The 14,017-nt window shown below is 71.0% G+C and carries 10 protein-coding genes and 1 pseudogene; 7 read left to right on the top strand and 4 right to left on the bottom strand.

All coding sequences use genetic code 11. The features are described from left to right. The first annotated feature begins 56 nt into the window (after positions 1-56). The 3 genes from JYK17_RS30345 to JYK17_RS30355 all read left to right on the top strand — a co-directional run bounded on the left by JYK17_RS30345 (position 57) and on the right by JYK17_RS30355 (position 5,280). Complete coding sequence (locus JYK17_RS30345) at positions 57-1,739, top strand: serine/threonine-protein kinase (RefSeq protein ID WP_222811610.1); 1,683 nt, start codon at positions 57-59, stop codon at positions 1,737-1,739. Between the two features lie 136 nt (positions 1,740-1,875). Then, positions 1,876-3,489, top strand: a complete 1,614-nt coding sequence (locus JYK17_RS30350; protein WP_128802716.1) for a succinic semialdehyde dehydrogenase — start codon at positions 1,876-1,878, stop codon at positions 3,487-3,489. A gap of 12 nt (positions 3,490-3,501) precedes the next feature. Continuing rightward, positions 3,502-5,280, top strand: coding sequence for a GMC family oxidoreductase N-terminal domain-containing protein (locus tag JYK17_RS30355; RefSeq protein WP_108013253.1), 1,779 nt, complete (start codon positions 3,502-3,504; stop codon positions 5,278-5,280). Between the two features lie 101 nt (positions 5,281-5,381). Here JYK17_RS30355 and JYK17_RS30360 read toward each other — a convergent pair whose 3' ends face one another. Together JYK17_RS30360 and JYK17_RS30365 are read right to left on the bottom strand one after the other, a co-directional pair. Beyond that, a complete protein-coding gene (locus tag JYK17_RS30360) occupies positions 5,382-6,434 on the bottom strand; it encodes an LAETG motif-containing sortase-dependent surface protein (RefSeq protein WP_181362508.1) in 1,053 nt (350 codons plus the stop codon). 730 nt (positions 6,435-7,164) lie between these two features. Continuing rightward, a pseudogene (locus JYK17_RS30365) lies at positions 7,165-7,461 on the bottom strand (chorismate mutase); the annotation flags it as partial. A gap of 311 nt (positions 7,462-7,772) precedes the next feature. Between JYK17_RS30365 and guaA the strand changes: the two are divergent. Beyond that, positions 7,773-9,341 carry a glutamine-hydrolyzing GMP synthase gene (guaA, locus tag JYK17_RS30370; protein WP_108013249.1) on the top strand — a complete coding sequence of 523 codons (1,569 nt, stop codon included), beginning with the start codon at positions 7,773-7,775 and terminating at the stop codon, positions 9,339-9,341. A gap of 6 nt (positions 9,342-9,347) precedes the next feature. On the opposite strand, the gene JYK17_RS30375 is transcribed toward guaA, so the two are convergent. Next, a complete protein-coding gene (locus JYK17_RS30375; RefSeq protein WP_108013248.1) occupies positions 9,348-9,821 on the bottom strand; it encodes a pyridoxamine 5'-phosphate oxidase family protein in 474 nt (157 codons plus the stop codon). Positions 9,822-9,959: 138 nt separating this feature from the next. Between JYK17_RS30375 and JYK17_RS30380 the strand changes: the two genes are divergently transcribed. Continuing rightward, the gene (locus JYK17_RS30380; RefSeq protein WP_108013247.1) at positions 9,960-10,769 is read left to right on the top strand and encodes a class II aldolase/adducin family protein; all 810 of its coding nucleotides are present in this window, start codon (positions 9,960-9,962) and stop codon (positions 10,767-10,769) included. Positions 10,770-10,823: 54 nt separating this feature from the next. On the opposite strand, the gene JYK17_RS30385 is transcribed toward JYK17_RS30380, so the two are convergent. Next, entirely contained in the window at positions 10,824-11,708 is an 885-nt protein-coding gene (locus JYK17_RS30385) for a DUF4429 domain-containing protein (RefSeq protein ID WP_108013246.1), read from the bottom strand. A 182-nt stretch (positions 11,709-11,890) separates the two neighbouring features. On the opposite strand from JYK17_RS30385, the gene JYK17_RS30390 reads away from it, so the two are divergent. Beyond that, positions 11,891-13,174 carry a hypothetical protein gene (locus JYK17_RS30390; RefSeq protein WP_108013333.1) on the top strand — a complete coding sequence of 428 codons (1,284 nt, stop codon included), beginning with the start codon at positions 11,891-11,893 and terminating at the stop codon, positions 13,172-13,174. A gap of 122 nt (positions 13,175-13,296) precedes the next feature. Further along, positions 13,297-13,827, top strand: coding sequence for a DoxX family protein (locus JYK17_RS30395; RefSeq protein WP_108013245.1), 531 nt, complete (start codon positions 13,297-13,299; stop codon positions 13,825-13,827). Positions 13,828-14,017: the final 190 nt, after the last annotated feature.

Raw genomic sequence — 14,017 nt, forward strand, 5'->3', positions numbered from 1 at the left:
CGCGTCGCCGCGTCGCCGCGTCGACAACTCGCCGTTGTGCACGGTACTGATGAGGCATGAGCGAAGGCGGCGAACGTGTGCGCGACGGCCGGCTGGTCGGTGGGCGCTACCGGCTGACCGGGCGCATCGGCTCCGGCGGCATGGGCACGGTCTGGCAGGCGTACGACGAACTCGTGCAGCGCGACGTCGCCGTCAAGCAGCCCCGGCTGCCGGGTGATCCGGAGGACGAGCACCACCGGCGGGCGGCCCACCGCCTCTACCGCGAGGCCCGCGCCGCCGCCCGCGTCGACCATCCGGCCGCCGTCTCCATCCATGACGTCGTGGAGGAGGACGGACTGCCCTGGATCGTGATGGAGTTGATCCGCGGCGAGTCCCTGCACGAGCTGTTGCGGCGCGGGCCGGTCGACGCCGTCGAGGCCGCCCGTATCAGTCTCGCCGTGCTCGGCGCCCTGCGCGCCGCGCACTCCGTCGGGATCGTCCACCGGGACGTCAAACCCGCCAACGTCCTGCTCGGCGCCCACGGCCGCGTCGTCCTCACCGACTTCGGCATCGCCCACGTCCAGGGCGAGGAATCCCTCACCATGAGCGGGGAGTTCGTCGGCTCGCTGGAGTTCGTCGCGCCCGAGCGCATGTCCGGCCGCGGCGCCGGCCCCGCCTCCGACCTGTGGTCGCTCGGCGTCCTGCTGTACGCGACCGTGGAGGGCGCGTCCCCGTTCCGGCGTACGACGCTGGAGTCCACGCTCGCAGCGGTCATCGCCTCCGATCCGCCCGAGCCCAAACAGGCCGGACCACTCGGTCCGTTGATCGCGCGCCTGCTGGCGAAGGACCCCGAACAGCGGCCCGGCGCCGAGGAGACCGCGGCGGTCCTGGAAGCGGTCGCCGAGGGGTGGCCGGTGCCCACGGTCGACGCGGGGTCGGCGCAGGCCCAGGACACCACGGGGTTACGGGAGTTCGCGGACGACGTGGGGACCGTACGACTGAAGTCGCAGCCGGACCCTGCCGGCACCGATGGAGGCGAGCCCATACCCGAACCGCCCGCCGACCCCACCACCAAACCCACCCCGGAACTTGCCCCCACCCCCGCCCCGAAGCGCCACCCGCTCCTCCGCCCCTTGTCGCGCCGCCCCGTCCTCCTCGCCGCACTCGGTGGGCTCGTCGTCGGCGGTTCCTGGCTGGGCGCGTCCTACGCCACAAGGCCCGGCGGCGACGACACCACCGAGCACACCGCCACGCTCAGCGAGGCACCGGCACGTGCCGAGAGCCCGACCCCCGGTGCCGACGAGTGGACGGGGCGCCGCGAGAAGGCGTTGCGGGCCGTGCTCTTTGTGCCGGGCCGGTACCGGGTCTCCGCCAGGGAGGGCAGCGCCGGGCACCCGCCCCGGCTCGTGGAGTACGACGAGGCCGACAGCGACGTCCGTCTCCGGCTCACGGAGTGGGACAAGGCGCCCCGCGCCCCGATGGCCGAGGCGCACAAGGCCCACGCCACCTGGAACGGCTACAACGGCGACGCGCGCACCCAGTACACCCGCACCACCTTCCACGGCAACGAAGCCGTCCTCGCCGACACCGCCTACAGCACGGACGACGCCCCGACGCGGGTCATGCAGCTGCTGATCCGCACCGCCGGCGGCCGCCTGTACGAACTGCGCGTCGACATGCCCAAGGGCACCCCGGACGAGAAGAAGGGCACGGCGCTCTTCAAGGGCGCACGTGACCGTCTTGTCATCGAAAAGGGCTGAACCGGATCCGGGCACCCCCGCACAAGCGCTGATCAGCGGGTTCGTTGCCAGTGAGCACTGGCATCGTGTGAGCAGTCGGTGAAGCCGCGTTACCGACGGGTACCCAAAGGCTGCGCACCGGCATACCCTCCCCCTCATGACGGACGCGCAAGCCCCGGCCAAGACCGGCACGAATCCCCTCGCCCCCGCTCCGCAGGGCGCCCGTACGGCTGCCGACGTGGTGACGCCCGAGCTGGTGGCCCAGCTGACCAAGGGCGTGGCCGGCTCCGGCCGTACCGCCAACCACACACCGTTCACCGGCGACAAGCTGGCCGACCTGCCCGAGTCCACGCCCGAGGACGTGGCCAAGGCCTTCGCGGCGGCCCGCGCCGCCCAGGCCGTGTGGGCGCGGACGCCGGTGCGGCAGCGCGCGGCCGTTCTGCTCCGCTTCCACGATCTGGTGCTGGCGCGCCAGGCCGAGGTCCTCGACCTCATCCAGCTGGAGACCGGAAAGGCCCGGCTGCACGCCCACGAGGAGGTCCAGGCCGTCGCCGTGGCCTCCCGTCACTACGGCCGCCGGGCCCCCGCCTACCTGAAGCCGAAGCGGCACACGGGCGCCATCCCGACGCTGACCAAGGTCACCGAGCTGCGCCACCCGCGCGGCGTCGTCGGCCAGATCGCCCCCTGGAACTACCCCCTGGAGCTGTCGGTCGGCGACGCGCTCCCGGCCTTCGTGGCGGGCAACGCGGTGGTGATGAAGCCCGACACGGAGACCTGCCTGACCGCCCTGTGGGCCCGTGACCTGCTGATCGAGGCCGGTCTGCCCGCCGACGTCTTCCAGGTCGTCCTCGGTGACGGCCCGGTCGTCGGGCCCGAGATCGTCAAGCACGCCGACTACGTCTCCTTCACCGGCTCCACCCGCACCGGCCGCGAGGTCGCCCAGGGCGCCGCCGCCCGCCTGGTCGGCGTCTCCCTCGAACTCGGCGGCAAGAACGCCATGCTGGTCCTGGAGGACGCCGACATCGAGAAGGCGGCCGCGGGCGCCATCCGCGCCTGCTTCTCCTCCGCGGGCCAACTCTGCATCTCCATCGAGCGGTTGTACGTCCACGAGTCGATCGCCGACGCCTTCCTGGAGCGCTTCGCCGCCCGCACGAAGGCCATGCGGCTCGGCAAGTCGCTGGCCTACGGCGCCGACATGGGCTCGCTGGTGGGAGAGCGGCAGCTGGAGACGGTCACCCGTCATGTCGAGGAGGCCGTCGCCAAGGGCGCGAAGGTCGTCGCCGGCGGCGTCGCCCGCCCGGACATCGGCCCCTACTTCTTCGAGCCGACCATCCTCGACGGCGTGACCGAGCCGATGTCGGTGTGCACGGAGGAGACCTTCGGCCCGGTCGTCTCGATCTACCGCTTCAAGACCGACGACGAGGCGATCGAGCACGCCAACTCCACGCCGTACGGCCTGAATTCGTCGGTCTGGACGAAGGACGGGAGCCGCGGCCGCGCGGTCGGCGCCCGGCTGCGCACGGGAACCGTGAACGTCAACGAGGGCTACGCCCCCGCCTACGGCAGCGTCCAGTCGCCCATGGGCGGCATGAAGGACTCCGGCCTCGGCCGCCGCCACGGCTCCGAGGGCATCCTCAAGTACACGGAGGCCCAGACGGTCGCCACGCAGCGCCTGCTGCCGATGGCGCCGTCGCTGGGAATGGACGACGAGAAGTACGCCCAGTTCATGAGCCGGAGCCTCAGGCTCATGAAGGCGTTCCGGTTCCGCTAGAGGAGAGTGCGCGTGAGCTTCGACGCTTACGACTACGACGTCATCGTTGTCGGATCCGGCTTCGGCGGTTCCGTCACCGCCCTGCGCCTCACCGAGAAGGGCTACCGCGTAGGGGTCCTCGAGGCGGGCCGCCGCTTCACCCGTGAGTCGCTGCCCAAGAACTCCTGGGACCTCAAGAACTACCTCTGGGCGCCGAAGCTCGGCATGTTCGGCATCCAGCGCATCCATCTGCTCGGCAACGTCATGGTCCTGGCCGGCGCCGGAGTGGGCGGCGGGTCCCTCAACTACGCCAACACCCTCTACGTACCGCCGAAACCGTTCTTCGACGACCCGCAGTGGCGTGACATCACCGACTGGCAGGAGGAGTTGAAGCCGTACTACGACCAGGCGCAGCGCATGCTCGGCGTACGGCTCAACCCGACGATGACCCCGTCCGACGTGCATCTGAAGGCGGCCGCCGAGCGGATGGGCGTGGGGGACACCTTCCACATGGCGCCGGTCGGCGTCTTCTTCGGGGACGGCAAGGACGCCGAGGGCAGGGCGCGGGCCGCGGCGGGCGAGCAGGTCGCCGACCCCTACTTCGGCGGCGCGGGCCCCTCCCGCAAGGCCTGCATCGAGTGCGGCGAGTGCATGACGGGCTGCCGGCACGGCGCGAAGAACACCCTCAACGAGAACTACTTGTATCTCGCCGAGAAGGCGGGCGCCGTCGTGCATCCGATGACCACGGTCGTCTCGGTCACGGACGACTCGCAGGGCGGGTACGCGGTCGCGACGCTCCCCACGGACAACAGGAAGAAGGCGGCGGGCCGCACCTTCAAGGCCCGGCGGGTGGTGCTGGCCGCCGGTACCTACGGCACCCAGACGCTGCTGCACCGGATGAAGACGGGCGGTCAACTGCCGTACGTCTCCGACAAGTTGGGCGAGCTGACCCGCACCAACTCCGAGGCGCTGGTCGGCGCGCAGACGAACAACCGCCGCTACCGCAAGGTGACGGGCGAGCCGAAGGTCGACTTCACCCGCGGCGTCGCCATCACCTCGTCCATCCACCCGGACGAGAACACCCATATCGAGCCGGTCCGCTACGGCAAGGGCTCCAACTCGATGGGCGGCCTGTCCATCCTCCAAGTGCCCTACGCCGAGGGCTCGTCCAGGGTGCTGGCCTGGCTGCGCAACGCCGCCCGCCACCCCGTGCTCGTCCTGCGCTCGCTGTCCAACCACCGCTGGTCGGAGCGGTCCATCATCGGTCTGGTGATGCAGTCCCTGGACAACTCCCTGACGACGTTCCTCAAACCGGACGGCGTGGGCAAGGGGCTGCTCACCGCACGCCAGGGCCACGGCGCCCCCAACCCCAAGCAGATCAGGGCCGCTTCGGAGAGCGCCTCGGTCATCGCCGCCGACATCAACGGCTTCGCGGGCTCCAACATCGGCGAGCTGATGGGCACCCCCCTCACCGCCCACTTCCTCGGCGGCTGCCCGATCGGCTCCTCGCGCGAGACCGGCGTGATCGACCCGTACCACCGCCTCTACGGCCACCCCGGCATCTCGGTCGTCGACGGCGCCGCGGTCTCGGCCAACCTGGGCGTGAACCCCTCGCTCACCATCACCGCCCAGGCCGAGCGCGCGATGTCGTACTGGCCCAACAAGGGCGAGGAGGACCCGCGTCCGGCCCAGGGAGCGGCGTACGAGCGCCTCAAGCCGGTGGAGCCGATGAACCCCGCGGTCCCGGCGGACGCCTTCGGCGCACTGAAACTGCCGTTCCTGGGGATGCCGACGGTGCCGCCGAAGAAGTGACCGTCCGCGGAAGCGACTTCCGGTGGACATGAGAGAAGGACCCGCACCCCCTCCGAGTGCGGGTCCTTCTCATGCGCCGGAGCAGGCTCCGGGGTTGCGCGTTACGCCGTCGGCGTCCCGCCCTTGCGGCGGCGCACCACGAAGACCGCGCCGGCGCCCAGCGCGACGGCGAGGCCGCCGGTGAGGCCGATCATCGGCAACGCGGAGCTGGAGCCGGTCTCGGCGAGGCTGCCGGTGGCGTCGACGTCGTTCACGTTCTTGATCGGCTTCATGCCACCGGTCTGCGGCTTGGCGTCGCCCGGCTTCCCGGGGTCGGAGCCGGCGCCCAGGATGTCGAAGAAGTAGACCCAGCCGTTCGGGTCGTCGGCGAGCCAGCAGCCCTGCTCGTCCGCGTACTCGGCGAGACCGCCGGTCAGGCCGAGCGAGTCCGGCACCTTACCGCTGACGCTGAGGCGCAGCTTGTAGGAGACCGACTGGCCCGCGCCGAGCGAGAACGCGGTGAAGGTGCCGCCCTCGCCCGCCGTGTCCGCGATGGTCTGCCAGGACTTGGTGGCCTTGTCGAAGACCTGGACCTTGATCTGGCCCGAGTAGTCCTTCGCGTCGTCCCAGCCGATCGCGGCGACGCCGATCAGCGGCTTGATGTCCGTGATCTTCTGGTCACCGTGGTTGGTCACGTTGAAGGAGAACGCGGTCCAGCCGCTGCCCGCGACGATCGTGTCGGGCAGGCCCGACAGACCGCTCTTGAGGCTCTCGCTGAGCTCGGCGGTGCTGTCGCCGTTCTCGTCGACGCACAGCTCGCCGCCCTCGGGGACGCTCGCGCTGGGGCTCGGCGACACGGACGCGGACGCGCTCGGGCTGCTGCTCCCGCTCGGGGAGGGGGAGTTGGTGGCGCCGGCGGCGGGGCCGGTGGTGTCGTTGCCCGCCGGAGCGGTGGTGGCCTGGGACGGCGAGGTCGCGCCGCCCGCGGGGGTGGTGCTGACCTGGGCGGCCGGGGTGCTCTCGGTCGCGGAGGGAGAGGTGTTGGAATCGGTGGTGGCACTGCTCGTCGAGGCGGCAGGGTCCCCGTCGGCGAACGCGGCCGGGGCGGAGAGCAGGGCGAGGGGCGCTATCACAGCCGTCGCGGCCGCAGTGGCCATGGCACGACGCAGCTTCATGAAAACCTCATGGGAGTCCAGTGGGAGGGCTCCGCGTGTGGGGCGCGGGTGTGGGCCCTGATTCGCCAGGTTGGATCAGTGAGGCCGGTGAATGGTTGTGCCCGTATTGACAGCATCCTTATGTGGCCCGGGTCACAACCGGTGCAGATGCAGGGAGGGATGCGGGCACTGGACGTGGAGTCTCGGGGCAAGCGAAGGGCCCCGCGGCGCTCGGTGCTCGAACCGCGGGGCCCTTCTTTCGTCAGCACCGACGTCAGGGCAGCGCCGGTGCCTGGGAGCGGCGCCGGGGGGTTGCGCCGCTGGTCCCGTGCGCCCTGGTCGCCGCCCCGGCGCAGGTGGGGCGCACGGGTGGTCTCGACCTCTGGCGATACGGAAGTGCAAGCAATGCAGTTGTCTGCGACGGGACTTGGGGCTGTGTACGCATCGTGCTGGATGGGCGGGGCCTACGCAACCGTTTCACCCAGGGTTGTGCATTTTTGCATTTTCCGCCGGTCGGCCCCGGGCGTCCCCGGAGCCGACCGTTCTCTTGGGTGACCGGGCTGCTGTCCCCTGCTGTCCGGCCACATCCCTGGAACGAGGTCCCACGACATACGGCACGACCCGTACGTCTCATCGCTCCAGCAAGCCACGCGTGGTTCTTTCGGGCCCGCCCCTGGCTGGCACGGACACCTCCACCAACGAAGCGTCCGCGCGACGGTCACGCGCCGTACGGGTGAGAGGGGCCCCGAACTCAGATGCGACCGCGGCACAGTTCGAGCAGCGTCATGGCAAGGGCCGTACCGGGCTTGCCGAGGGCCTCGCTGTAGTGGCCGAGGATCTCCATCTCGCGGGAGAGGTTCACCCGCCGCCCGCCGGAGGTGATGCGGGCCTCCTGGATGACGGCCGAGACGGCCATCCGTTCCTGGATCAGCCCGATGATCCGGTCGTCGAGCGCGTCGATGCGCTCACGGGCGCCGGTGATCACGTCGGCGGCCTCGGGGGTGCGGGCGCCGGTCACGTCGGTGGCGGTCATGGGGGCTCCTCGTGGTGTGGGTGACTCGTGGTGTGGGTGAGGTGCCCCGGCCCCGGCAGGATCCGGAGAAACGCCAGGCGCCCCGGACCTTGTCGGCCCGGGGCGCCTGGGAAGTCGCTTGTCAGTTGCTCAAGCAGCACGACCATGGCAGCCGGCGGGCCGGTTGCCATAGGTAAAGCGGAAGGTCGGGTGCGTGAGCATGGGAGCAGTATGCCGCGCCGCCCGGGAGCCTCCAACCCGGTTCGCATCCTGAGACGGGAAAGGGCCGATCCGGGCCCCGTTAGAATCGGTGGTACCGACCCCGCCCGACCACCAGAAGGCACCCCGTGTCACAAGCATCCGCCCCCGACACCGTCCTGGTCGTCGACTTCGGCGCGCAGTACGCCCAGCTCATCGCCCGTCGAGTCCGCGAGGCCCGGGTCTACAGCGAGATCGTGCCCAGCACCATGCCGGTCGACGAGATGCTCGCCAAGAACCCGGCGGCGATCATCCTCTCCGGCGGCCCCTCGTCCGTGTACGAGGAGGGCGCCCCGGGCCTCGACCGCGCGATCTTCGAGGCCGGCGTCCCCGTCTTCGGCATGTGCTACGGCTTCCAGTTGATGGCGCGCTCCCTCGGCGGCACGGTCGACAACACCGGCGCCCGCGAGTACGGCCGTACGGATCTGCACGTCTCGAAGGCGTCCTCCACCCTCTTCGAGGGCACCCCGGCCGAGCAGCTCGTGTGGATGTCGCACGGCGACGCCTGCTCCGCCGCCCCCGAGGGCTTCACCGTCACCGCCTCCACCGAGGTCGTCCCGGTCGCCGCCTTCGAGAACGACGAGAAGAAGCTCTACGGCGTCCAGTACCACCCGGAGGTCATGCACTCCACGCACGGCCAGCAGGTGCTCGAGCACTTCCTGTACCGGGGTGCGGGCCTGAGCCCCGACTGGACCACGGGCAGTGTCATCGACGAGCAGGTCGCGGCCATCCGCGAGCAGGTCGGCGACAAGCGCGCCATCTGCGGGCTGTCCGGCGGCGTCGACTCCGCCGTGGCCGCCGCCCTCGTCCAGAAGGCCATCGGCTCCCAGCTGACCTGCGTGTACGTCGACCACGGCCTGATGCGCAAGGGCGAGACCGAGCAGGTCGAGAAGGACTTCGTGGCCGCCACCGGCGTCCAGCTGAAGGTCGTCGACGCGGAGGAGCGCTTCCTGACCGCCCTCAAGGGCGTGTCGGACCCCGAGGAGAAGCGGAAGATCATCGGCCGCGAGTTCATCCGCGTCTTCGAGCAGGCGCAGGCCGAGATCATCGCGGACGCGGGCCCGGCGGTGGAGTTCCTGGTGCAGGGCACGCTCTACCCGGACGTCGTCGAGTCCGGCGGCGGCACCGGCACGGCCAACATCAAGTCCCACCACAACGTGGGCGGCCTGCCCGAGGACCTCGAGTTCCAGCTGATCGAGCCGCTGCGCAAGCTTTTCAAGGACGAGGTCCGCATGGTCGGCCAGGAGCTCGGCCTGCCGGAGGAGATCGTCCAGCGCCAGCCCTTCCCCGGCCCCGGCCTCGGCATCCGTATCGTCGGCGAGGTCACCAAGGAGCGCCTGGACCTGCTGCGCGAGGCCGACGCGATCGCCCGCGAGGAACTGACCGCGGCCGGGCTCGACCGGGACATCTGGCAGTGCCCGGTGGTGCTGCTCGCGGACGTCCGCAGCGTCGGCGTCCAGGGCGACGGGCGCACCTACGGCCACCCGATCGTGCTGCGCCCGGTCTCCAGCGAGGACGCCATGACGGCCGACTGGTCGCGGCTGCCGTACGACGTCCTCGCGAAGATCTCCACCCGGATCACCAACGAGGTCCGTGACGTCAACCGCGTCGTCCTCGACGTCACCTCCAAGCCGCCGGGCACCATCGAGTGGGAGTAGGGGGCTTCAGGTCCGCTTGAGCGTGCGCACCGGCTCGGCGGGCCGCCACACCTGGGTGACCAGGTAGGTCTCGTCCTCGACGTAGGTCCGTACGACCTCCGTCAGCTCGGTGCGGAAGAGGTGGAACGGCTCCGGCGGTTCCACCTCTTCGACGTAGGCGCTCTTCGCCTCCAGGTCCTCGACCTCGAACGCCCGTCCGCCGACCCGGATGTCGCCGGGGCCCGGGTCCTTGCCCGGACCCGGATTCGCCTGCAGCGCGAAGCGCGGGTCGCGGCGCAGGTCGAGGGCCTTGAGCGAGTCCGGCATCATGCCGAGCCACAGCTCGCCGTGGAGAAAACGGACCTCGAGGCCGCTGGTGCGCGGGGAGCCGTCCTTGCGGAGGGTCGCGAGGATGTGGTGGGTGAAGGATCCGAAGCGTTCTTCGGCGAGCTTCGCCAGTTCGGGTTCCGCGGCTGTGAAGGCCGCCCAGTTCCATGCCATACGCAGAGTCTCGCGAGGAAACCGGACATCTTCTGTCGTGTTTCGGCTGCGTGCGTCATCTTTACAGAACAGCTCTGTTCTCCTTCGGCGACCGACGGTAACTTCCGCCCCGTACAGCAATCCAGTCCTGGAGGACATATGCACGGCACCCCCGGGGCCGGGCCCACTCCGCCCCCCGCCCTGCCGACCGACCGGCTGCAGTTCGCCATGCCGCCGATGCACGACTCGGTCGACGACGAGCGACGCCACCGCAAGGAACGGCTCGCGGGCGCGCTGCGGATCTTCGGGCGGCTCGGCTTCGAGGACGGGGTCTCGGGGCACATCAGCGCGCGCGACCCCGAGTACAGCGACTGCTTCTGGGTCAACCCGTTCGGGATGTCCTTCAAGCACGTCACCGTCAGCGACCTGGTGCTCGTCAACGCCGACGGGCAGGTCATCGAGGGCCGCTACCACGTCAACCAGGCCGCCTTCATCGTGCATGTCCAGGTCCACGCGGCCCGCCCCGACGTCGTGGCCGTCGCCCACTGCCACTCGGTGCACGGCCGGGCCATGTCCGCACTGGGCGATCTGCTCGACCCGATCACCCAGGAGAGCTGCGCCTTCTACGAGGACCACGCCCTCTACGACGCCTACACCGGCGTCGCCGTCGATGCCGAGGAGGGCCGCCGCATCGCCGCCGCGCTCGGCTCCCGCAAGGCGCTCGTGCTGCGCAACCACGGCCTGCTGACGGTCGGCAATTCGGTGGACGCGGCGGCCTGGTGGTTCGTGTCCATGGAGCGCTCCGCACAGGTGCAGCTGACCGCGAAGGCCGCCGGACGCCCCCTGCTCATCGACCACAAACTGGCGGTGGCCACCCGCGAACAGCTCGGCGGCGACCTGGTCGCATGGATCAACTACCAGCCCATGTGGCAGGACATCAGCCGCAGCGAACCCGATCTGCTGAGTTGACAGGGGCGTTGCCCGCCAGCGGTGGCGGGCCTGGAAATTTCGTACGGCGGAGCGTCAGAAACCTCGCAGCACCGCCGCCTTGGTCATCGCGAACTCCTCGTCCGTGAGCACCCCGTCGCGGTGCAGTTCGCCCAACTCCCGCAGCCGGCGCAGCAGTACGTCGTGATGGTCGGCCGGTGGCGGCACCGCGGCGGACGGCTGCCACCGGTCCGTGAACTCACCGCCACCCCGGGTCGACGGATGCGGCAGCCGCGCCGTGATCGCGGTGGCGACGAGCGCGGTGAGCAGATCGCGGCGTGCGCTGCCCCACAGATCCAGGGCGTACGGGTCCTTCTCCGGCGGCAGCTTGGAGAACGCCGTCTCACGCGTCACGAAGCGCAGGAAACCGTCCTCGTAACCGGAGTTGGGCAGCCACTCGACCTGCACCAGATCACCGATCGCGATGATCCGCGGCCCGGTCGCGCGCTTGACCCGGTCGGAGGTGTCGGCCCAGTCGATGCGCACCTGGTTGCCGTCGAAGGAGACGGTGCCGTCCGAGGAGCGCACGGAGACCGGAACGGGCGGCCCGGGCAGCAGATACGCCTTCGTCGGCTCCTTGGGGATCTGGTCCAGCATCAGCGCCCGGCGGATCTCCTCGGCGACGTACTCGGCGACCCCGGCCCGGTCCACGTCCACCACCAGCCGGTACGGATCGGCCGGCTCCGGCAGCCGCCCGCCGGTCGCCTGGAGCAGCGGGTCGGCCCCCTCGCGCAGCCGCATCCGCAGCCGCCCGCGTTTGCGTTCGGGCTCGAAGACCACGCCGGCGACGGCTTCGAGGGGCACCGCGACCTCCCCGTACGTCTGCCGGAACAGGGGCACGGAGCGGTGGAGACCGGGCGTGATCCTGACCGTGGTGCCGTCGAAGGCCCAGGCCCCGTCCCGCTGGATGATCTCGGCCATAAGGAAATTCTCGCAGCCGGGTCAACACAGCGGTTCCCGCTTCACCCGCGTCGAGCGGCCCTGCCGGACGCGGAGGGAGTGGCGTAGGGCACAATTCGCTGTCATCACAAGGGAGTTGCCGAACGCGGCCGACGGATTCGAGGCGCTCGGCGGCAGAGCAGCGGGGAAGGCGGGCGTCGGGCGTGGCGGTGCAGGAGGCGAGAGGGGGCGCGGACGTGCCGGGAGGTGTCCATGGGGGCGGCTGCACCTGCGGGGACTGCCCGCACGGGGCGCGCGAGGGACACCGGCGTGCGGTCGCCGAGTTCCTGCTGATGCGCGACGGGTTCGCGGCCGGAGAAGGGCTGCCCGCCGCGGTGGCCCACTCGGCCTCAGCCTCCCGCCAGTGGGTCTCCGAGGAGCTGCGTCAGTCCGCGGAACTCGTCGCCGAACGCGGCCGCGCCGAGGGCGAGGCCTGGCTGGCCCGGCTGTGGCGGGGCACGGTGATCGCGGTGTGGGCGCCGGTGGTCGTCCTGCTCCTGGTGCAGTCGCTGACCGCGATCGGCGCGGGCTGGTCCACCGCCCGCACGGCGGGCCTGCTCGCGGCCCTGGTCACGGGCGGGGCGCTGACCGCGGCGTCCTGGTTCCACCGCACCCGGGGCGGCGTACTGGCGCCCGTCATCGGCGAGGACAACCGGCTGTCCACCTCCCGCGCGGTGGCTGCGGCCTGGGTGCTCCTCGTCGCCTACTCCGTGCTCGTCCTCGTCGGCCGCCTGGCCGCCGCGTCCGGCCACGCGGAACGCGACGCACTGATCTCCGGCCTCGAACTCGCCCGCGGCGCCGGGATCGTGACCGTCCTCGCCGTGGTGAGCGGGGTCGCGGTGCTGGTGCGGCGCGTCGTCGGCCTGCGGGTCCTCGGCCAGAAGCTGCAGAAGGTACGCGCCGACCGGCCGCGCGCCGCCGACCTGCTGACCGACGACGCCGGCCGCGGCACCTTCGCCGACATCCAGTACGTCGTGATCAGCGCCGTCGCCGTCGTGTTCGCCGCGGTACGGCTGGCCCGCCGCCCCGACCAGCTGCCCGACCTTCCCTGGGGCCTCGCGGTGGTCGTGCTGGTGTCCGCCGCGACCTACCTGGCCGGCAAGTACGCGGAGGGCGGCCGCCCGGTCATCCTCTCCGTGGTGCGCGCCCGGGAGGCCGGCGACCTCGACGCCCCCGTGCGCACCGGCGACGACATCGAGATCCGCGGCGCGGGCTTCGTCCCCCCGGGCGCACAGGGCGCCGACCGGCTGACCCGGACGGTGGTCCGCATCGGCACGGTCAACGTCCATGTGCCCCTGGTCCCGGTCACCGGAGGCTTCAGCAACCCCACGGACGCCGTACTGACCGTCCCCGTACCTGTCGATGTGGAACCAGGGAGAGTCGAGGTGCAAGTGGTCACTGCGGCGGGGGTAGAGACCAACAAGTACGCGATCGATGTGACGGACTGACCTCACCGAGGCGACACGGGGCACCTCGGCGGAAATCGGCACGAACGGATTGAGCGCACCCTCCCTCACGTACGTATCGTCATGTGAGGGGTCCCCTGCACCGCGGGCGAGAGGCGACAGCGATGACTCACGGCATGCGCACGGACACGCACACCCCCTATCTCGACGGCGACCGGAGCTGGCGCGACAACGCCACGCGTTTCGCCCTCCTTCCTCTACGTATCTTCCTGGGCGTCACCTTCATCTATGCCGGCCTGGACAAACTCACCGACAGCGCGTTCCTGAAGGACTCGGGCTCCGGGTCCGTCGGCGACCTGATGCGCTCCGTCCGTGACTCCTCCGCCATCCCGGCGATGGTCGACATGGCGCTGAAGAACCCGGTCGGCTTCGGCTACGCCATCGCCTTCGGTGAACTCGCCGTCGGCATCGGCACCCTGATCGGGCTGCTCGCCCGGATCGCGGCGCTCGGCGGCGCCCTGATCTCCCTGAGCCTGTGGCTGACCGTGAGCTGGGCCTCCGACCCCTACTACTACGGCAACGACCTCGCCTACCTGATGGCCTGGCTCCCCCTCGTCCTCGCGGGCGCCTCCGTCTTCTCCCTGGACGCCGCACTCCGCGCACGGCGCAGGCAGCGGGCGGGAGGTTACCGGTAGCCCCTGGTCGGCGGGGCTATCGGTGGCGTAGGTCCCCGGTGACTCGGGGGCTATCGGTGGCGTAGCCCCCGGGGTCCTCGGGGACTACCGATGGCGTAGCCCCCGGGGTCCTCGGGGACTACCGATGGCGTAGCCCCCGGGTGGCCCGGGAACTACCGATGGCGGAGTTCCCGGGTGGCCTGCGGCTCCC

Source organism: Streptomyces plumbidurans (genome assembly GCF_019857225.1).
Lineage (GTDB): Bacteria > Actinomycetota > Actinomycetes > Streptomycetales > Streptomycetaceae > Streptomyces > Streptomyces plumbidurans.

Coding starts and splice junctions, on each gene's coding strand:
- JYK17_RS30345 (WP_222811610.1), top strand. CDS start 57: ATGAGCGAAGGCGGCGAACGTGTGCGCGACGGCCGGCTGGTCGGTGGG.
- JYK17_RS30350 (WP_128802716.1), top strand. CDS start 1,876: ATGACGGACGCGCAAGCCCCGGCCAAGACCGGCACGAATCCCCTCGCC.
- JYK17_RS30360 (WP_181362508.1), bottom strand. CDS start 6,434: ATGAAGCTGCGTCGTGCCATGGCCACTGCGGCCGCGACGGCTGTGATA.
- JYK17_RS30375 (WP_108013248.1), bottom strand. CDS start 9,821: ATGGCATGGAACTGGGCGGCCTTCACAGCCGCGGAACCCGAACTGGCG.
- JYK17_RS30380 (WP_108013247.1), top strand. CDS start 9,960: ATGCACGGCACCCCCGGGGCCGGGCCCACTCCGCCCCCCGCCCTGCCG.
- JYK17_RS30385 (WP_108013246.1), bottom strand. CDS start 11,708: ATGGCCGAGATCATCCAGCGGGACGGGGCCTGGGCCTTCGACGGCACC.
- JYK17_RS30395 (WP_108013245.1), top strand. CDS start 13,297: ATGACTCACGGCATGCGCACGGACACGCACACCCCCTATCTCGACGGC.